Here is a 19,361-nt window from a genome sequence, read left to right as displayed (position 1 = left end):
CGACTCTATTCATAGAAAAAAGAGGTGTTCCAAAAGCCATAAAACGGCTGCTTGGGACACCCCTTTTTGTTTTTAAGCGGGAAAAGGTTTAAGATCCAGCACCAGCACATTTACCGAGTTGGCCGGTAAGTCTAAGAGAACAGAATCCGTATGAAGCGTGATCTGCTGTTCGGTAGGCACCACCTTCTCATCATTTTTCTTGTTCACGTTAGGTACATGAACAAGCGAGGAATCGCCAGTTAGTGTAATCAGCTTAGCGACGGACTCAACACTCAAATCTTGTAGATTCAGCTGTGTTACCTTATCCACGTTGCCGGCATTCACCAGTTTCACGTATACATGCTCAGCATCTTGGGTTACCGAGTTGAACACGTCTCTGTTGTAAGCCTCCAGCTTGTAGTCCAGCACTTTGCTGGTTGTCTCGCCGTCGGTGTACGAGCAAATCAGATTGCTGCCCGTTTCACCGCCGTAGTTCACTGTTATGGTGTAGTCCGTGTTGTCAGCCAACTCTTCATAGCTAGCTGCTCTCAAGTTACCTGCCGCTGTACTGGAAGAGTAGTCACCCAATGTGTAGCCTTCTATGCCTTGCTTGTAAACCTTCACGCCAGTAGCCTTGCCGCCATAGCCGATCGCGTATTCGACAACGTCCTTTTTCTCCGCAGAAATATCCGTGAGACCCGCACCCACATAAAAACCGTCCGTGCCGGAAATACGGGAAGCGACCACCTCTACCTTGTAATTGCTCCAGCTGTCGTTCAAGATGTACAGACCATTCAAACCGCTATCCTGAGCTTTGAGGACAAGCCCCTTTCCTTCCTCCACTGTAGAGCCCACGGAACCGGGAATGACCTGCCAGGCCGAATTCAATTCCTGGGTAAAGTCTTGATCCAGCAGCACACTGCCGTCCTGGTTGGAAGTAACGGTCATACGCTTAATCATAACTTCGGCGTTGCCTGTAGCGATTTCAATTCCACCCTGAGGAATGAGATCCGTTGGCTTGCCGTTTTTGTAAGTAGAGAAAGAAGTGCTCAATACTTTATTCCCCAAATATTTAGCATACATTTGCTGTACATAGTAGTTCGGCGTAAACCACACTGTTTCGTCATCGAACCAGATGCAGTCTGGCGTCCATCTGTAGGTTCCATCTGTCAGCACCTTGTTAAACAGCGGTGCATAGGCAGCCAACCGAACGACATCGGCATTATTTTCGAAGCCCGTCATCACCGCTGCCTCTGCTACAGCGCCTGCCAATGTATTTTTATCCGTTGAGGCGTACTCTCCGACAAAAACCTTTGATGTTGCTTTCCAATTTATACTACCGTCCACGTTATAAGCTCTGTAGTAGTAGTTATAGCGGTCCACGTTATTCAGCAGATACTCGTTAGAACGATAATAGTGCTCGTCTGCAATGGTGTCCATATAGTCCTTTTGCTTCTCATACCAGGTTACAGTCTCCTCCGTCACCTGGTTACCATCTGCAAAAGCAACCTTAGCCGAACCGGTCATATTACCGCTTAAGAACTTCCAGCCCTGTTGATATGCATCGTCGTCTGCTTGAGCGCCAACCGTGGAAATGATATGCAGCTCATAACCCGGATAGTTTTTCTCCATATACTCATCAATCGACGTTTTGAACACTTCAAAGTTGGCAAAGAATTCTGTACCCCAGTTCTCGTTACCTACACCCAAATAACGCAGATCGAATGGAGCTTCATGGCCCATTTTTTTACGCATAGCAGCCCATTCATTATGTTCAAAATCCACACTGATCGCAAAGTCGATCAGATCCGTAAAGTTCTTAATGTAGTATTCTCTTAATGCGCCTCCAGCCGGATGAGCGTAATCGGAACGGGCTTGACAGAGAACGCCACAGGCCATAACCGGAAGCGGAGCTGCATTCAGGTCTTCTGCCAACTGGAAATACTCCATATAACCAAGGCCCATGGTCATCATATAGCCCCATACATTAAAGTTTTCCTTGCGCAGCTCGATATCCCCAATCGATTCCTTCCAATCGTATACATTTTCCCATATAAACGAACCCTCGGAAATACAACCACCTGGAAACCGCAAAAACTTCGGATGCATGCCAACAAGTGCGTTCACCAAATCTTTTCTCAGTCGGTAGTTAGGATTTCCCTGGAAGTTAGCATGTGCCGATGGGGATTGCGCTTCCTCTCCTGCGCCCCATACATCTTGTGGGAATAAAGAAACCATATCAACCGAAATGTCCCCTTCAAATGTAAGCGCCAGCTGCCCGAGAACCGTAGCTGAGCCTGTCAGCACAAGCTTGGAATCGATGCCGTACTTCTTCCACGTGTTGCCACCTTCCACCTGTATCGTAACCGAATCACTAATAGCCTTTTCATTCGAGTCTTGCAGTTGCAGTGTGATTGCCCCCGCTGAATCGGCCTTCGCCCAGATGGTAAACTCATACTTGGCACCCTCTTGGATGGACATGGCACAATTCTGGTTAGAGTCGGAAAAGCCCTTGTTCCGAATCGTTGCACCATCCGCTACCGTCACATAATAAGAGTTCACTTCTTTGTCTTTTGCGCCTAAAAACTCATTTAATCCACCGCTATGTTGTGGAGTCATCTTATCCGTATCACCAGACCAGGCGAAAAACGGGTTGCGATTCCGTCCTGTAGAGCAGCCGCATTCACCGGAAGCATGGGAATACGTATCGAACTCGAAAGATTCAAAGGAGCGATTCTGAACGAGTTCTGCATAAATCCCGCCATCTGCTGCGTTATTAATATCTTCATAGAACAAGCCGTACATCACTTCGCTGACATCAAGTACTTCCTTATTTCCATGAATGGTCAGCGTGTACGGAGGCAGCTGTTCAGGAAGAACGGATACTTCAAAGCTTTCTTCAATCTGGCTTAAGCCCTTCGTTAACAAAGCTGTGACGGTAACCCCTTGTGCGGAGGTAATCGCCTGCACCTGCCCATTGTCAGAGAGTATACTAGGTTGGCTGGATTTCCAGGTCACTCCTACTCTATCGCCCATCAGAACGGTTGGTAGAGATAAGTCCTTGGTCACAATCGTCGTTGGAAAGGACAAATATTTATCTCTAGCAAGCTTCACGATCTCTTCATCTGTCAACGAATCGCACATGACCTCAATGACTTCATCTGCCGACAAGCCTGCTTTATAAATTCTAAAGTCTGAAACGGAGCCGGCAAAGTCTACATCCGCCGCATGCTGGGAGCGACCGATAAAATTGTTGCTGTAGTTGGACGAGTCTGTAAACGTTTCGAACCATCTACGCAGCTTGGCATAGTTACCGCTGGAAGTTTGGCTGATGGAACCATCCGCTACCACTTCACCATTGACATATATCACCGGGCCGGCACTGCTTAATGTGCCGCCTTCCGTGCCGATCACAGACAGGGCTATGTGCATCCACTCATCCCTGACAAAGCCTCTTCCCGGGTCTACGGATAAATCCGCCTCGGTGAAAAGGGTTCCGCGCAGATTCCGTGTCATGAACATATAGGGTCCTGTATGGGCTTTACCAAAGTCAAAGACACGTTCCCACATATCTGTGAATCTGCCGAAGTTGACCCAAGCAGTAACCGTCACACCGGTGTTATCGCTTACATCTTTGAATAGATCGGAAGGAAGCTGGATATACGATGTACCGTTGGGGCCTCCCTCAAGCGTCAAAGCTGCTCTACCGGTAGCATGGGAAATCGCAGGTGTTACTGTGCCTGAAGCAACCCCATCGTTACCTTGCCCTGAGCTATCTTTGCCGACGTTCTCTGCATCATCAAACTTGTAACGCGCAATGATTTGATCTTGGAATTTGGTCATCATCGTTGCTCCTATACCTATAGTTTATTAATGTAATAACTAATTAGTTAATATAAATACATACTATATAGTTATAGTACCTTATCCTGAGTACCTTTTTCAATCCAATAAATCGGATTTATGAAGAAAATACTTGAACGAACTACATAAAAAAGCAGCCATCACAGAAGATACTCTGCGATAACTGCCTTTTGGCTTACAGGATTACTTGACCCAGTCGGAGCTTTTCTGAAATAAAGAAGTTTGGCCGTAGCTATGTTATCCGTTCAATTTTTGTCCACAATTCGGACAGAAGTTAGCTCCTTCGTTTTTTGTACCGCAATTCGGACAAAAATTGGGCTTATTACCGTCTCCAGATGGAGCGGGGGCAGCAGGTGTAGGCTGAGTCTCAGCCGAAGGATTTGGGTTCGGGTTCAAATTTTTCATCATTTCATTTGCTATATTCATCCCCATCATCATACTCGCCATATCCGAAGCAGCACCGCCGCCTTTTACATTACCCGATGCAATCCCGTCCGTCATCGTCACTTGTTGGTACTTTTGCAGATTACCGATCATTTCATGAGAGGCTGTCTTCGTAATCATATCTTGGATCTCTTGAGGATAATTGAAGCTCATCACATGAAAGCCAGTAATCATCATACCGTTGTCCATCACTTGCATATCCAGATCTTCTTGAATACCTTTTGAAATGTCAGAAGCATTCGCCTGCAGATTGAACATGTCCTTTCCTTCTCTGCTAATCCACTTCATCAATAACTGATCCAATACCGAAGTAATCCGTATTTTCACATCCTCAACTAGATAACTGTCCTTCACTCCGGCAATCTTATCGATGAGCGTAACATAATCGTTCACTTTAAAATTAAATGTGCCATTGGCACGAATCGGCATACCGCCTGGCAGCTGGGGGGTCGGGATCAGCACTGGATTCTGCGTCCCCCATTTGACCGTAAACTCCTTCGTATTAACGAATAAGACCTCTACCCTCATGCCACTGTTAAAACCAAATTTAAACCCTTTTAAGGTGGATAGAAATGGAATAATGTCAGAGTCCATGTTATACGACCCTTCATTCTCGAAAATACCCTCTATCTTTCCATTATTTACAAAAATCGCATCTTGACCGGAGCGGATGATTAATTTACTGCCTTTTTTAATTTCACGGTTGCTCCACTTCCAGAAAATCATATCATCTCTAAATTCTTCCCATTCTACAACATTTGCAAATTGATTTCTGAAGAACCCCATACTGTATCCATCCTTTCAGTTTAGGATTTTGCAAAATTCGATTCCAGTCGCTCCAAAGTGCAATATATAGACGAACTAGACCATTTCGATCTATATATTATTTATTGAAAGTCGCTTATTGGATTTTTACAAAATCCTCAGTTAAAATGATCCTCTGCTACCGCTATGCGAATGACCGCCGCTGGTAGTCCCACCACCACCGCCTGAGCTGCTGCTACTGCTGCTCTTTTCAATCTTCCGTTTCGTTGTCGTTGTGTGAAGATACTGATCTCGATGCTCCAGAACTCCCGAAGCGTTCGCATCCTCGTAGGTCTGTCGATTTACCGTAACCCGACCGCCAGAATTGGAAACCATTTTACCCACGATAATTGCCGCCAATCCCAGGGCAACCGCCAAATGAAGCCAGCCCTTAAAAAATATACTGTCTGGATTCACCCCTGGACGGATCGCCAAATATTTGTGCGCACTTAGAATATACTTTTGAAATGCCAACCCATAGTTACCGTTCGTCAGATCCGGGCTAATCTCATGGCGTATTTTAGTAAGCCTGTCATCATCCAGATACCGTTCTGCCTTATAAAATCCGGCCAAGTACACCTCTCTATTTCTCATATCCATCGTTAAAATGACCGCGTTCCCATGAGATCTGTCATACCCCGGACCATGGTCATCATAAAAATCCTGCGTCATTTTCATAACATCCATATTATCAGGATTGAGGGTAGTATAAATAATAATGTCCGTTTCTCTTTCTGCTCCATATTGATTAGCCATCGTATTCAACACATCATACTCTTCCTGATTGAGCAGACCCGCTTCATCATAAATCAATGGCTTCATTTCTGTCGTTGCTGGTTCGCCCTTCATTTCCATAGGAAGCGCCAGAAAAACAGCAAAGAACAACAAAACGGCTATAATCGCTCTATGCTTTTTCAATAAAATCCCCCTCCCATCATCAACCAAGTGATTAACCTCAATGAAAAGAGAGTAATGCCAAAAATACCTGCAAACCAAGCCGTCACTTTGAACTTGCTAATCGGAGGCTTACCGACTACCTTGCCCGTCTGTCCGTTCATAGCAAACGTATGTTCCAATTGATTATAGTCATAATGTATGACCCACACCGGGAGCAGGACATAATCCGCTTGTTTTAATGTAGTATCAATTTGCTTTTCCGTATAACTCACGGCCGTATACTCTGACACCGTAGAATGAATATAAGCATCAATATATTCCTTCACTTTTTCTTTAACTCGCGGAAAAAGCTCTTCTTCGTTATAACTGTATTTCTCCGCAATATAACCTGCTAGATATGGCGTTTTAAAGGGTTTTAGCTGATCGTATGGAAAAGGCTCCAATTTATCCATCAGCTCATCGTTCATTTTCTCCGCAGCATCAATCGGAACCTTTACATAATTCAAACGGATTTTCCGATATACATCAAAATGCTTCGTTTCCGTGTATTCGTAGTCTCCGCTCGTATAGGTTCTCACTTGGGTACCTTCACCTTGAACCTCAATTTTATTATGTAATTCATATAACCAGAAGGGCACATACATCCCGGTTATTCCCTTGATTCGGTCTGCTATCATGAACCGATTCGGCGTCAGACGGCCATTCTTGCACCATTTTTTGAAAGCAGCTATGGCTTCTTCCTTACTGATGGAAAAAGGAATAACCTGCGCTGGAGCCAGTTTCCCAGTCAGTCGATCCCCGAGAACCACGGCAGAACCACAAAAACTGCACACCGTTGCACTCGTCTCCACTTCGGTCATAATCACTGCTCCGCAGTTATTACAATGATACTCATGGGCCTCATCTTCTGAAAAAATACGATTTACCAGAGGATCAGGAATAGATTCGATATTGTCTTCTCTTCCACAACTATGACAGGATAGCATCCCTGTCTCACCGTCAAAGACCATGCCGCTGCCGCAGTTGGGGCATTTGTATTCGATAACCGGCATCTGCTCACCTCTTCATGTAGATACTGTTATGATTCCTTATGGTTGATTTTTTCTTTAATCGCAGCCAGTTCATCTTCTGCATTCGTACTCTTCTCGTATTGTGCAAATAAAGCATCCAGGTCGTCCTTCGTTCCTGCTCGAAGCTCGGCTATAGCCATCGCTTCATCATACGCTCTGTTCACCTGTTCTTCCATAACTTCGAAAGCAGAATTCTTGCTGCCCATAGAGTTCAAGGTTTGCTGTGCTTTGGCAACCGCCATCTTCCCTTTAAGTTCAGCGCGCCGCGCTTCTAGTTGCCCCATATCGGACACCAACTTCTCCTGCATTTGTTTCATATTTACGGCGTTTGTCGAAGCTACATCATAGGACGTTTGTAATTGTTCCAATTTCTCCGCCTGCAAACCTTTTCTCTCCAAAAACTTTCGAGCTTCCTCTTCATTACCAGCTTCCACAGACTTACTGGCATAATGCTGGAGCTTTTTGATTTCGGCTTTGCATTCATCCAGTGCTCTTTTCGCCCTTCTCTCATCAGCCAAGACTGAGGCCGTCTCCGCTTTCACCTTGCCTAGATCACTGTTTAAATTCCGCATATAATCGTCAATGGTTCTCTCCGGATCTCCCACCTTATCCACTAAGGCGTTAATATTCATTTTCATAATATCCCTAAACCTCGACAAAATCCCCATGATGACCTCCTTCGAAAGGACTACATTCCACCATATCATACATCAAATCCGGTAAAAAATGTTCATCCCAGCCATATATACTGGCCCATTGATCACTTTCAGATGTGTGTTCGTTTTATTATAAAAGCAAAGGGTCCAAAAACCCGCGACAGATTTTTGAACCCTTCTATTTATTGTTCCTGATTATAGTTCTTCATAGGACTTGGGGTCCTGGCCCCATATCCGTCCATCCTCACTGCTAAATGCCGAAATCACGTTCATTTCCTCTGGAGACAACTCAAAATCGAAAATATCCAGATTCTCCGTTTGGTGTTTTAAGGAAGAGGCCTTAGGGATCGGGATTGCTCCAAGTTGGATATGCCAACGTAAAATCGCTTGTGTAGTCGTTTTGCCATGAGCAGCAGCGATTTTCCCAATCTCTTCATTCTCCAGCATGCTGTGACCGCGACCCAAGGGGCTCCACGATTCCGTCACGATGCCCTGTTCAGCATCCTTTGCACGCTGATGCTCCTGATTAAATAATGGATGCAATTCAACTTGATTTAAGCTCGGCGTGACACCTGTTTCTCGAATTAAACGTTCATTATGCTCGGGCAGAAAATTGCAGACCCCGATGGAACGAATATAGCCCCTTTTCTTCGCCTCAATCAACGCCTGCCAGGCTTCAACATAGCGATCGATTTGGGGATTCGGCCAATGGATCAGATAAAGATCATAATAGTCCAGACCTCCTCTATATAATGACTCTTCGATCGTTACAATGGCTTCTTGATAAGCATGTCGGCGACCCGGTAGTTTGGAGCAAATCAACAATTCTTCTCTGGGCACAGAGCTCTGCTGGACCGCTTTCCCGACAGCACCCTCATTTTCATAGTTGAACGCTGTGTCGATCAAACGGTAACCTGCATCAATCGCGCCGGTAATCGCCTTGACTCCATCTGCACCCTTAAATCCAGCAGTCCCAAATCCAATGACGGGCACTTTAGTGCCATCATGCAATACCTTCTCCGGAATTTGTTGGTTCATATTAACAGCCTCCTTTACTATTCTCATATAACATAACACCTCTTCAAAGCACCGGCAAAATATAGAAATCCATTCCGTTCCCTATATATGTATATACCCACTAGTTCGTAACTTCCCTACCAAGTTCTCTGTGTGCTAAATCAAAAAGCGCCTGATCCCCATTGAAATCATACTTGAAGTCAAGGGGTCAGGCACTTGTACCACTACCAAATCATATATCCCACTTCATACTTAATGGCTTGGTTGTCCAACACAAAGTTGAAGTGTCTGTATTTTTATTTCAAGCCTTTCCATACCCAGTTCTCTACCTCTGGCAAATCAATGCCCTCTTCGCGAATGAATTGATGATGTTTCTTAACCGTAGCATCCATTTCATCCACAATGTTGGTGTACTTCTCAGCGTCAGGTAAGTTGAGAACAGCTTCCTTCACTAAGTCAAAACGATCCATTTGATTCAATACACGCATATCAAATGGTGTCGTAATATCGCCGTTCTCACGGTAACCATGTACATGCAAGTTATGATTGTGACGATCAAAGAACAGATCTTTGATCAGACCTTCGTAACCATGGAAAGCGAAAACAACTGGCTTGTCTTTTGTGAAAAAATGATCAAACTCGGCGTCGGATAATCCACGTGGGTCTAGTTTTTGACTTCTCAGTTTCAGCAAATCTACCACGTTGATGTACCGAATCTTCAAGTCAGGCAATTTTTCATGCAAAATGGAAATCGCAGCTAAACTTTCAATCGTTGGCTCTGTACCAGCAGAAGCAATGACAAGGTCAGGTTCTCCACCTTGATCTGTACTTGCCCAGTCAATGATCTTCAACCCTTTATCCACCAATTCTTTCGCTTCATCAGCACTAAACCATTGTGGACGTGGGTGTTTAGACGAAACAATCAAATTGATCTTTTGACGATCATTTAAAATGGTGTCGAAAACAGCCAACAAGGAATTGGCATCCGCTGGCAGATACTCCCGAATAAATTCTGGTTTTTTATCAGCCAAATGACCTAACAAACCTGGATCTTGGTGTGTATACCCATTATGATCCTGTTGGAATACTGTTGAGGTTGCTACGACATTCAATGATGGGATATCTGCACGCCATCCTTGATCCGTTGCTTTACGCAGCCACTTAAAGTGTTGGGTGATCATCGAGTCAACCACACGCAGGAAGGCTTCGTAACTTGCAAAGAAACCATGACGACCTGTTAATACATAACCCTCCAGCAATCCTTCAGCTTGGTGTTCGGATAATTGAGAATCAATTACGCGGCCATAGGATGATAAGAATTCATCATTAGGTTCAATAATTTGGTCCATCCATTGGCGTTTGGTTACTTCAAAAACAGGAGCCAAGCGGTTAGACATCGTTTCATCCGGTCCGAAGATTCTGAAATTACGATTTTCTTCATTTAAGAGAACCACATCTTTAACGTATTTCCCTAAAACCGACATATCTTGCGCAATCACTTTACCCGGTACGGAATTATCCAGTGCATAGTTACGGAAATCCGGTAATTTCAAGTCTTTAATGAGGTTACCCGCATTCGCAACAGGGTTCATTCCCATACGTTTATCGCCTGTAGGCAGAATTTCAGCAAGCTCAGAGTTTAAACGACCGTTTTCGTCGAACAATTCCTCTGGTCTATAGCTATTCAGCCATTCTAACAAAGCAGGTGCGTGCTGCATATTTTTTTGATCAACCGGAATTGGAACCTGATGGGCACGGAATGAATTTTCATTCGGTACGTTGTCCCATTCCTTCGGACCTGTCCAGCCTTTAGGTGAACGGAATACAATCATCGGCCACGCCGGACGAGTAAGGTCATTATTTTCACGCGCATTCTTCTGAATAGCTTCAATCTTCTCGATGGCCGTATCCAATACTTTCGCCATTTCTGGATGCATGTGATCCGGATTTTCACCTTCAACAAAGAACGGTTCCCAACCCAAACCTTTAAAGTATGAGGTCAATTCTTCTTGCGATTGACGAGACATAATCGTTGGGTTACTAATCTTAAAGCCATTCAAGTGCAAGATTGGCAGCACTGCACCATCTGTGATGGGATTGATAAATCTGTTAGAAAACCACGAAGCAGCTAATGGGCCCGTTTCAGCTTCGCCATCACCAATAACAACAGCCGAAATCAGATCAGGATTATCCAAAATGGCACCTACACCATGAGAAAGGGAGTAGCCTAATTCTCCACCTTCATGGATAGAGCCCGGTGTTTCAGGAGCAGCGTGTGAAGCAATACCGCCAGGGAAAGAGAATTGTTTGAACAATTTCTTCATACCTGGGATATCTTGTGTAATTTGCGGATAGATTTCAGTGTAGCTTCCATCCAGATAAGAATTTGAAACCATAACCTGGCCGCCGTGACCAGGACCTTCAATGTAAAGCATGCTCAAATCATATTTATTAATAACACGATTTAGATGTGCATAAATAAAGTTTTGGCCCGGGATTGTGCCCCAGTGTCCAATAGGCTTAACCTTCACATCTGAATCTTTTAAAGGCTCTCTTAACAAAGGATTATCTTTTAAATAAAGCTGACCTACCGAAATGTAGTTCGTTGCACGCCAATATGCATCAAGTTTTTTCAAATATGTTTTAGATGAATAATCTGCTAACACGGGTGATAATGACATTGTGTCCACTCCCTAAGTAGTTTTGTTTGTAATTTATTTCCGGAAATTTCATCTACATGTCCATCATAACGCTACGCCAATTTAATTCAACCTTTTTCACAAGTGATACGGTCCAATTTTGTGAAATTTTGAACATACTATGAAATATAAATTAAAAAGACAGTAAAAAAGCTCTTACATTTAAATATATAGAAGTATAAACCAATAAAATTTGTAATAAACGAGGTAATCGCAGGCTTCAATCCTTTTTTCAAAACCATAAAAAAAAGACTGGAGAATTCTCCAGTCTTATCATTAGTGAACCGATACAAAGGTATTAAATTTCAAATATTTATAATGAAATCGCATATGAGAAAACTCAAATGGCGTACCGTTATCTAAAAAGAACACACCTTCCATAATACCTACAGGCTCATTTTCATTTAAATGTAGTAGCTTTTGATCAGTCTCTTGAGACGGTTCTGCAAAAATGGATAAAAAAGATTTGGTGACGGCCAAGTTCCGCGAGTCCTCCAAATAATTAAAAATGGACCCCTCGATAATTGTCTGATTTAAATTCTGGACAATTTTAATGGGGATATAGCCCGTTTCAATCATAAAAGGATCATCATCAAACAGACGTAAGCGGACAATTTTGTAAACAAAATCATGAGTCTCCAAGAACAAATCGCGCTGTAATTCTTCTGTTGGCGGAATGACCTCAAAACTCAATACTTTGATTTTTGGCTTTTTACCATGCATTTGAAAATTATCAGTGACCCCTAGATTTGAGCCTTCGTAGTTAAAGATAGATTCATTTCTTATGTATAATGGATTTATAAATGTCCCGGAACCTTGTTTTTTGAAAATAATTCCGACATTCTCCATTTTAGTCAGAGCACGTTTAATTGAACTACGACTAACCTGGTAAGTCTCACTAAGACTACGTTCATCTGGCAATCTCATATCTGCAAACTTTCCCGCAAAGATTTTCATCTTGAGATCGTCAATAATTTGCTTATAGACAAATTGTGTCATATAGTACTCCTCTTTCAGGTCTTCTATAACTCTATATAGTTTACCATAACTTGCCCATTTCATCTCATGTTTGTTTCTGTTTGCTGAGCGGGCTTTCAGCGGATAGGAAGTGCCCTCGCTTTTACTTTACATCTCTATGCATAATACCATGATTACACATACATAACACCACTGAACGTGCCTGCAAAACAGCAGGAAATACAGAACCCCTACCTTAGCATCAGTAATAAAACCAAGCCTGTTTCGAACCTTGAGGGATGTTTGACTAGACCAGGCTACAATCCTTGAATACATTGTTATTATTTATCTTGTTCAAGCGTTTTCTAATAAGAATGGTGGGGGGGAGATCATATTGGCTATCCGCTACAGCGTCATCATTCCAACCTATAATCGAGCCCAGCAATTGTTGCTCACACTCGCTTCATTTGAGACACAAACCTATCCAAAGCAACTATTCGAAGTAATTGTAGCTGATGACGGTTCTACAGACGGAACGAAAGAAATGGTCGAAGGCTTCAAAGCATCCTATCCTCTTATCTATGTGTCACATCAGGAACAACGCGGTCGATCTGCCGTTCGAAATTTGGGACTGCGCCGTGCAAAAGGGCTATACATCATCTTCTGCGACGCTGACTTTGTAGTATTGCCAGAATTCATTAGGATCGTGAGCCGTTATCACCGTAAATATCCCAAGTCCGTGCTCTCAGGCATTCCTCACTCATGGGACGATGCTTTTACCCATTATTACCCTGACTTTTCTCCTGAAGAAAAAGAACAATGTCGCAACATACTTACGCAGTCCAACTTATGGAATGCTGACTATGAAGCAGCGAACGAAATTACTCCAATCATAACCCCAGAAGATATCCTTCACCAAACGGGTGCACTGTCTAAAGTAGTTAGTCCCACAAGAGTCCCCCCCAATACGCAGAAACAATTTGCCACAACGGATGTCGCTCCCTGGATGCTGCTGGTTACTCGTTGTGTAGCCATCAGACGCAGTCACTTGATTCGTATTGGAGGTTTTAATGAACGGTTTGTGCTGTATGGACTCGAAGACTGGGACCTTGGCTATAGACTGCATCGCTTGAAGATCCCTTTTTATTGCATCAAAGAGGTGGTCGGATACCATCAGGAACATCCAACCTATCTTAGAGGTAACGTTTTAAATACGGAAAACCTGAGAATCATGTATGAAACTTACGGATTCAATGACTCCTCGTTAAATTTATTTGCCCTTATCCCTCCATCCGAGGATTTTGAGACCTACAAAAATACGTTGCGGGTATTGCGCAGGGGATTCCGCTCTAGGTTAACACGCTCATCAGCACTGTTATTAAGAAGAACACTACGCATTGCAGCCAAACAGTTCTACGATCAAAGCCATACTCATGCATACAAGAAATCATTACACTTGATAAAAAAGAAAGCAGAGAATCGGAAAAGTCGAGTCGCTCACGTGTTACGAGAAATGCTGGTGAAGTCTGAAAAGCTGGTGGAATAATAGTTACTCATTTACAGCGTGCAAAATCGTATGTATTGCATCCTCCTTACGGGATAAAAAAACTCCTCCATAAAGGTGCAGGCCCAACTTGGCAAGCAGCTTTATGGAGGAGGAGTCGCCATGTCCGGAGATAACGACAAGAATTGTCGTTACTAGTTTACTATTCCTCTGATAGTCCAGCATGCTTTCTGATTATTCATTACATATGAATTTTACCAACTGCTAAGAACTCAATATTTTAATGCTATCATCGCACCAGCTAATTAAACTGCTAAACTGACTCTTACCATAGCTCATTGTGATCATCCAATATTTGTGATTATGGTCTTTATGCTCTACGTTGATAAGCCAACGTTCAAGTTCTTCAAAAATATGCAAGCTTTCCACTAGCTTTTCTTTGTGCTTCTGTATGTGCTTTATAATCGTTTCAGGCGAAGAATTCCCGCCAAAAAACACCCTCAACAGTAGCTCATTTTTTTTAAGCATCACCACATGCTCCATGGGCTGAGAAAGCCAGTCTGACAACGTCTGCCTTCCCTGATCGGTAATGCTGTAGAGTTTCTTGTCAGGCTTTCCTTTCTGTCGAATAACCTCGACTGCAATATCTTTTCGATCCAGTAGCTCTGCCAGGCTGGGATAGATCTGACCATAGTTCTCATTCCAAAAGTAACTAGTGCTTTGCTCCATATGTTGCTTTATATCATAACCGGTATGAGGACCCAGACTCAGAATGCCTAATACCGCAAACATTGTATTGGTTTTTCCTGACTGTCTCGCCATTATATATTATGCCTCCTGTTATCTCTAGCAAATCTCCGTAGTATGTCATGCTTTCATTAGACTAGACATAATTATAGCCCATTTAAACTAGCTTCACATCTCTCTATATATTATTTAAATATATATTATTATAATAATTAGTGTTGACAGGGGTTTATCGCCGTTTTATATTAACGATATCAACAAAATACCAATGAGCTTGCCAAGCTGAAGCCTTGGATACAGATATCATAAAGAATTCCAAAACATCGCTTGGTTAAATCTTAATAAGGAGATATCAGACCATGACCATGATCAGTGTAAATTATCCCGCAGGCCGCATAACGCTTGAACAGCGCCGTCTTTTGGCAAAAGGTTTGACGGATGCAGTTCTCGTTCCAGAGGTAGGTCAATATTGTCCGCCAGCAAGAGAAGGGTTTCAGGTCCATTTCACCGAACGTCCAATAGATTACATGGCAATTGGCGGGCATTTGCTGTCGGATCAGCCAGAACGTGATGTAATTACTGTCAATGTTCTGGTGATGGATGGTGACTGGCCTAACGACGTTCGCAAAAAAGTGCTTGAGAGTATTCTTGGCAGTTTGACTAAAGTACTTGGTGTACCGGAGCCATCCCCAACTTGGTGGGTATCCTTCCAGGTCATTGAAGAAGGCAGCTGGGGTTCTCGCGGCGGCGTGCTCTCCATTCTAGACCTGCTGGATTCAGGAGCCTTTACCGAGGAGAAAATTAAGGCTATCAAGCAAAATATTACACGGTAATGCGTGGAATTTGGTCATTTCCAAATATTGGAGGAGCATTCATATCTTGTCGGCTAGAGGATACGGGAAACACCGGGAAATCTCCTGACGTGGTGGCTAAGGCAATTTACAAACCGGCAACTGACGTCTTAAACCGTCTGCGGTATCCAGTAGGAGAACCATCCAAAAGGTTATATCTTTAGCAGTAACAAGCTTATAACTTAGCACAGTGTAATATGTCCATATGTCCAAACGAAAGAACACCCATAAGGGTGTTCTTCATTTTTCCAAAGAAACGTCCTCCAGTTTACGTATTCTTAATGGCTAGCCAAATCATGCTCCAAAGCTTGAAGAGAAAGGCTACCCCTCGTACTGCCTCCCTCTCCCGGTCTCATATCAAAAATACGATCGACAAATCGATTGACATCCAGCAGCATTGCTTTTCTTTCCTCCAAGGTTACACGCGGCACCGAGTAAAGAAGCTTAATCTCAGCATCCGAAAACTTGGCGAACCCAAACAAATTATCGTTCGCCGCGTAGAGCATATCTTTCTGACGTGATATACGAATATAGTCTTCTGAAGATCCTGTTGTAAAAATCGAGTAGGCTCTCTTGCCCTCAAGCCCATATACACCATCAGAAGAGCGTATGAGTCCTGTTGTGAACACTCTATCTATATATCCTTTAATAACAGCGGGAAATCCACCCCACCATACCGGTGAAATAATAATCAAGGCATCTGCCCACAATAAATCCTCCTGTTCTTTTACTATCTCCTCTGGCAATACGTTAGTGACCTTAGCCTCTAAATCCTTTAAGCCTGCCGTCGGATTAAATGACATTTGAATTAAGTCTTTTACCTTAACATTCGCCCCTCGTACGTTTAAATGAGCGATCACCTGATCCAAAATCGCTTTGTTAAAGCTCTTAGCATAAGGGTGACCGTATAGAATATTAATGTTCATCTTCTTCGCCCCCAGAATATTTTCATATGGCTTGTCAAAGCTTTAATGCTAATGTAATGTTAAGCCAATGGTATCGAAACAACAAGTAGGCATATTTATAGTATATACTATCAAAAATTATACTAATTGATTTCATAGGACTTTCTGGAATACAAACGATGAGGAGATGGAACAAATGAGTGAAAATCCGAATTATTTTACAGATTGCCCCTTAACAAAGGTTCAGAAAATCATTGGCGGCAAATGGAAAATAGTGATTTTATGGTTTCTGTCCCGTGGTACCCGAAGATTTGGTGAAATTAAACGCGCCTTTCCTGATATCACACAAGCGATGTTAACCAAGCAGCTAAGAGAATTAGAAGAAGACGGGTTTGTGCATCGCGAAATATTCAGAGAAATCCCTCCCCGGGTTGAATACTCGCTAACAGCTCACGGAGCAAATTTCGTCCCCATATTGCGCAGTATGTATGATTGGGGGGAGGTTCATCTGGAGCACTCGAAAATTAGATGCGTTGAAAAATAGCGATTAAATATACATCCCCCCCGCCTAGCGTGATCAGACTTTCATCCCTATGTTATAAGTCCATACCAAGTGCATAATGAAAACCCACTATGACCAATTTTGTCAAAGTGGGTTTAATCGTGGCTTCACCTTTTCCTCTGGGGGCAAAACAGCAGCCGTTTCGTTTACTGTTGTTTCCCAGTTAATGTTCTCACTTTAATAGGGTGCAGATTCGCCTCGATTTGAGCCCGCTGCGGTTCATACCACTCTGGCAGCATTAATTTCTGCCCCAAAGATTCAGCAGGTTCATTATTAGCAAATCCCGGTGGATCTGTAGCAATTTCAAATAGTATGCCGCCCGCTTCTCTGAAATATATCGCATTAAAATATTGGCGGTCTATGATTGGAGTCGGCTGATAGCCATAATGCTGGACTGCGCTTCTCCATTCTTCATGTTGTTCGAAATCTTTTGCACGCCACGCAATGTGATGTACCGTGCCTGCTCCACCAAAGCCTAAACCCATTTTGGCGAGCGGAACATCTACGATGTTGCCGATTTCTCCTACGGACTGATAACGGGCATATTCGGCGTCTTCAGCGATTTTTGTAAATCCGAGTATGGTCTCCAATGCATCCATCGTTTTCTGTGGGTTAACGCTAAATAGCACGGCACCTCCAAACCCCTTAATTGCTTGATCAGCCGAAATGCCATCGTAAGACCAAGTGCTATTCGCTCCCGCTTCACGTTCGACAAGCTCAAGACGTAGACCCTCATTATCCTCGAATTGAAGATATTGTTCAGAAAAACGGCTCGTTTTCGTAACTTGAATATCAAAGCTTTGCAAACGATGCTGCCAAAAATCAAGTGAACCTGGGGGTACCACATACGAGGTTATGCCCACCTGGCCACCTCCGATTCGCCCTTTGGGAGTTCCTGGTGCAGGAAAAAAAGTAATGATCGTTCCAGGACTTCCTGCCTCGTTACCAAAGTACAAGTGGTAAACCTCAGGAGCATCGAAGTTGATTGTTTTCTTCACTAACCGAAGTCCCAGGACGCCGGCATAGAAGTCGACATTTTCCTGTGGATTACCGGCAAAAGCTGTAATATGATGGATACCTGTAGTTTGCAGTGACATATGAAATCCTCCTTTAATCGTAGGAACCTTTATTTTTTGTTGTTGATGACTTTTAATGACCTAAACATCATGTTTTATCTAAGTAATGCATCGATAGAATATGAACCTGCTCCTGTCAACGCAATACCAATTACGACTGCAACAAGAACTAGTGGATATTCATAGCCGTTAGCCGTTGCCCAGATCCCATTTTGGCCATGTACTTTGAAAATCGCTCCGAGCATAGTCACCGTAATCAACAATGCAGCCAGTGGTGTGAGCAGTCCTAAAGCAAATAGAGCTCCTCCCAACAATTCCATCAACCCAGCAGACACTGCCATGAACACTCCAGGCTTAATGCCGATCGATTCCATCCAACCGCCAGTACCTTTTGGACCATAGCCACCAAACCAGCCAAAAAGTTTCTGAGCTCCATGCCCCACCAATAACAATCCAACCACCAAACGTATCAGTAACAATCCACTTGCCAACATAAAAATCACCCTCCATATTATATTTATTTAAAGATTATTAAATTAGAGATATTAGATAAAATTAAATTCATCGTTTAGCGATTTGAGCCTGTTCTTTTTTTAGTTTCTCAGGCGTAACATCGTCTCCATTCGGATCATAAATCGTAGCATTCAAGAGAAGGCTTTGTACAGAACCCCGAAAGATTTGAAGGTATTCTTTGCGAAGATCCGTTTGTTCCGTTTTTTCGATTTCAGTCAACCCAACTTCTTTTGTTTTTTTTGCAAGCTGATTAATTCTTTCTAAAATGGTGATCACGTGTATACCTCCCTATTCAAAATTTTCTGGTTGTTTTATCTTTAATTTATTTATCTTGATATAAAGATATAATAATTTTCTATCTGTGTCAATACTTTTTCGAAAAGAAGATCAATCCTTGGGTAGCTTACGGTGAAAAAGCAGCAGGAACACTTAGAGACACCTTCAAGCTACAAGTTGTGTAAAACCTCATCAACTCAATTACTAGAGCCATAATAAAAAGCCACCAACCAGAATCACTGGCTGATGGCTTTCTTGTCTTACTCAAATGGAGGCGAACCATGGCACGGCAAATCCACAATTCGGCGGGTGATGATGTTGAAATTGTTTTGGGAGGTGGTGACGTAGTAGAAATAGTATTAAATCCCAAATAATCACTTTTTCATCCCCATAAGACCAAACTTAAGAATTCCTAATATTAAAAAATCCGAGACTCTTTATATCCTATGCATTAATAAAATGAATCCGTTTCTAACGGTCTGTTTGCTAGGAGTAAAGATGTTCCTCCACCTGAAATAACGGCATATATAGGCCCAAATG

16 protein-coding genes are annotated in these 19,361 nt (G+C 43.0%); 3 read left to right on the top strand and 13 right to left on the bottom strand.

Features of this window, described 5'->3' with window-relative positions; genetic code table 11:
• Positions 1 to 72: 72 nt before the first annotated feature.
• The 8 genes from KAI37_RS01135 to KAI37_RS01100 all read right to left on the bottom strand — a co-directional run bounded on the left by KAI37_RS01135 (position 73) and on the right by KAI37_RS01100 (position 12,429).
• Positions 73 to 3,822: an alpha-L-arabinofuranosidase C-terminal domain-containing protein gene (locus KAI37_RS01135; protein ID WP_220031421.1), complete on the bottom strand. Its 3,750-nt coding sequence runs from the start codon at positions 3,820 to 3,822 to the stop codon at positions 73 to 75.
• Between the two features lie 258 nt (positions 3,823 to 4,080).
• A complete protein-coding gene (locus KAI37_RS01130; RefSeq protein ID WP_071639101.1) occupies positions 4,081 to 5,073 on the bottom strand; it encodes an SPFH domain-containing protein in 993 nt (330 codons plus the stop codon).
• A gap of 141 nt (positions 5,074 to 5,214) precedes the next feature.
• Positions 5,215 to 6,009 carry a TPM domain-containing protein gene (locus KAI37_RS01125; protein WP_071639100.1) on the bottom strand — a complete coding sequence of 265 codons (795 nt, stop codon included), beginning with the start codon at positions 6,007 to 6,009 and terminating at the stop codon, positions 5,215 to 5,217.
• Positions 6,006 to 7,040: a TFIIB-type zinc ribbon-containing protein gene (locus KAI37_RS01120; protein WP_076293813.1), complete on the bottom strand. Its 1,035-nt coding sequence runs from the start codon at positions 7,038 to 7,040 to the stop codon at positions 6,006 to 6,008. Before KAI37_RS01120 ends, KAI37_RS01125 begins: the two co-directional genes overlap by 4 nt.
• A 26-nt stretch (positions 7,041 to 7,066) precedes the next feature.
• A complete protein-coding gene (locus tag KAI37_RS01115) occupies positions 7,067 to 7,726 on the bottom strand; it encodes a PspA/IM30 family protein (RefSeq protein WP_071639098.1) in 660 nt (219 codons plus the stop codon).
• Positions 7,727 to 7,909: 183 nt separating this feature from the next.
• Positions 7,910 to 8,752, bottom strand: coding sequence for an aldo/keto reductase (locus tag KAI37_RS01110; protein ID WP_076293812.1), 843 nt, complete (start codon positions 8,750 to 8,752; stop codon positions 7,910 to 7,912).
• A 275-nt stretch (positions 8,753 to 9,027) separates the two neighbouring features.
• Positions 9,028 to 11,412: a phosphoketolase family protein gene (locus KAI37_RS01105; RefSeq protein ID WP_220030568.1), complete on the bottom strand. Its 2,385-nt coding sequence runs from the start codon at positions 11,410 to 11,412 to the stop codon at positions 9,028 to 9,030.
• Between the two features lie 294 nt (positions 11,413 to 11,706).
• Positions 11,707 to 12,429 (bottom strand): GntR family transcriptional regulator, encoded by a 723-nt coding sequence (locus tag KAI37_RS01100; RefSeq protein WP_068938379.1) that lies wholly within the window; start codon positions 12,427 to 12,429, stop codon positions 11,707 to 11,709.
• 352 nt (positions 12,430 to 12,781) lie between these two features.
• Between KAI37_RS01100 and KAI37_RS01095 the strand changes: the two genes are divergently transcribed.
• Complete coding sequence (locus KAI37_RS01095) at positions 12,782 to 13,933, top strand: glycosyltransferase family 2 protein (protein WP_023986501.1); 1,152 nt, start codon at positions 12,782 to 12,784, stop codon at positions 13,931 to 13,933.
• A 222-nt stretch (positions 13,934 to 14,155) separates the two neighbouring features.
• Here KAI37_RS01095 and KAI37_RS01090 read toward each other — a convergent pair whose 3' ends face one another.
• A complete protein-coding gene (locus tag KAI37_RS01090) occupies positions 14,156 to 14,713 on the bottom strand; it encodes a PadR family transcriptional regulator (RefSeq protein WP_220030567.1) in 558 nt (185 codons plus the stop codon).
• A gap of 284 nt (positions 14,714 to 14,997) precedes the next feature.
• On the opposite strand from KAI37_RS01090, the gene KAI37_RS01085 reads away from it, so the two are divergent.
• Complete coding sequence (locus KAI37_RS01085; RefSeq protein ID WP_220030566.1) at positions 14,998 to 15,471, top strand: tautomerase family protein; 474 nt, start codon at positions 14,998 to 15,000, stop codon at positions 15,469 to 15,471.
• A 296-nt stretch (positions 15,472 to 15,767) separates the two neighbouring features.
• On the opposite strand, the gene KAI37_RS01080 is transcribed toward KAI37_RS01085, so the two are convergent.
• Positions 15,768 to 16,415, bottom strand: coding sequence for an NAD(P)H-dependent oxidoreductase (locus KAI37_RS01080; protein ID WP_220030565.1), 648 nt, complete (start codon positions 16,413 to 16,415; stop codon positions 15,768 to 15,770).
• Positions 16,416 to 16,590: 175 nt separating this feature from the next.
• Here KAI37_RS01080 and KAI37_RS01075 point away from each other — a divergent pair, with 175 nt between their 5' ends.
• The gene (locus KAI37_RS01075; RefSeq protein WP_220030564.1) at positions 16,591 to 16,938 is read left to right on the top strand and encodes a winged helix-turn-helix transcriptional regulator; all 348 of its coding nucleotides are present in this window, start codon (positions 16,591 to 16,593) and stop codon (positions 16,936 to 16,938) included.
• Positions 16,939 to 17,102: 164 nt separating this feature from the next.
• Here KAI37_RS01075 and KAI37_RS01070 read toward each other — a convergent pair whose 3' ends face one another.
• The 3 genes from KAI37_RS01070 to KAI37_RS01060 form a co-directional block, all read right to left on the bottom strand.
• Positions 17,103 to 18,053: a ring-cleaving dioxygenase gene (locus KAI37_RS01070; protein WP_220030563.1), complete on the bottom strand. Its 951-nt coding sequence runs from the start codon at positions 18,051 to 18,053 to the stop codon at positions 17,103 to 17,105.
• Positions 18,054 to 18,127: 74 nt separating this feature from the next.
• Positions 18,128 to 18,526, bottom strand: a complete 399-nt coding sequence (locus KAI37_RS01065; RefSeq protein ID WP_023986495.1) for a DoxX family protein — start codon at positions 18,524 to 18,526, stop codon at positions 18,128 to 18,130.
• Between the two features lie 67 nt (positions 18,527 to 18,593).
• Positions 18,594 to 18,821 carry a DUF896 domain-containing protein gene (locus KAI37_RS01060; RefSeq protein WP_023986494.1) on the bottom strand — a complete coding sequence of 76 codons (228 nt, stop codon included), beginning with the start codon at positions 18,819 to 18,821 and terminating at the stop codon, positions 18,594 to 18,596.
• Between the last annotated feature and the right edge of the window lie 540 nt (positions 18,822 to 19,361).

This window comes from Paenibacillus sp. S25 (assembly GCF_019454085.1).
GTDB classification, from domain to species: domain Bacteria; phylum Bacillota; class Bacilli; order Paenibacillales; family Paenibacillaceae; genus Paenibacillus; species Paenibacillus polymyxa_B.
This window is presented reverse-complemented; position numbering and strand designations above follow the sequence as displayed.

What these genes read in the sequence shown, in the direction of transcription:
- KAI37_RS01135 (WP_220031421.1), bottom strand. Translation starts at nt 3,822, where the DNA reads ATGACCAAATTCCAAGATCAAATCATTGCGCGTTACAAGTTTGATGAT.
- KAI37_RS01130 (WP_071639101.1), bottom strand. Translation starts at nt 5,073, where the DNA reads ATGGGGTTCTTCAGAAATCAATTTGCAAATGTTGTAGAATGGGAAGAA.
- KAI37_RS01120 (WP_076293813.1), bottom strand. Translation starts at nt 7,040, where the DNA reads ATGCCGGTTATCGAATACAAATGCCCCAACTGCGGCAGCGGCATGGTC.
- KAI37_RS01115 (WP_071639098.1), bottom strand. Translation starts at nt 7,726, where the DNA reads ATGGGGATTTTGTCGAGGTTTAGGGATATTATGAAAATGAATATTAAC.
- KAI37_RS01110 (WP_076293812.1), bottom strand. Translation starts at nt 8,752, where the DNA reads ATGAACCAACAAATTCCGGAGAAGGTATTGCATGATGGCACTAAAGTG.
- KAI37_RS01105 (WP_220030568.1), bottom strand. Translation starts at nt 11,412, where the DNA reads ATGTCATTATCACCCGTGTTAGCAGATTATTCATCTAAAACATATTTG.
- KAI37_RS01100 (WP_068938379.1), bottom strand. Translation starts at nt 12,429, where the DNA reads ATGACACAATTTGTCTATAAGCAAATTATTGACGATCTCAAGATGAAA.
- KAI37_RS01090 (WP_220030567.1), bottom strand. Translation starts at nt 14,713, where the DNA reads ATGGCGAGACAGTCAGGAAAAACCAATACAATGTTTGCGGTATTAGGC.
- KAI37_RS01085 (WP_220030566.1), top strand. Translation starts at nt 14,998, where the DNA reads ATGACCATGATCAGTGTAAATTATCCCGCAGGCCGCATAACGCTTGAA.
- KAI37_RS01080 (WP_220030565.1), bottom strand. Translation starts at nt 16,415, where the DNA reads ATGAACATTAATATTCTATACGGTCACCCTTATGCTAAGAGCTTTAAC.
- KAI37_RS01075 (WP_220030564.1), top strand. Translation starts at nt 16,591, where the DNA reads ATGAGTGAAAATCCGAATTATTTTACAGATTGCCCCTTAACAAAGGTT.
- KAI37_RS01070 (WP_220030563.1), bottom strand. Translation starts at nt 18,053, where the DNA reads ATGTCACTGCAAACTACAGGTATCCATCATATTACAGCTTTTGCCGGT.
- KAI37_RS01065 (WP_023986495.1), bottom strand. Translation starts at nt 18,526, where the DNA reads ATGTTGGCAAGTGGATTGTTACTGATACGTTTGGTGGTTGGATTGTTA.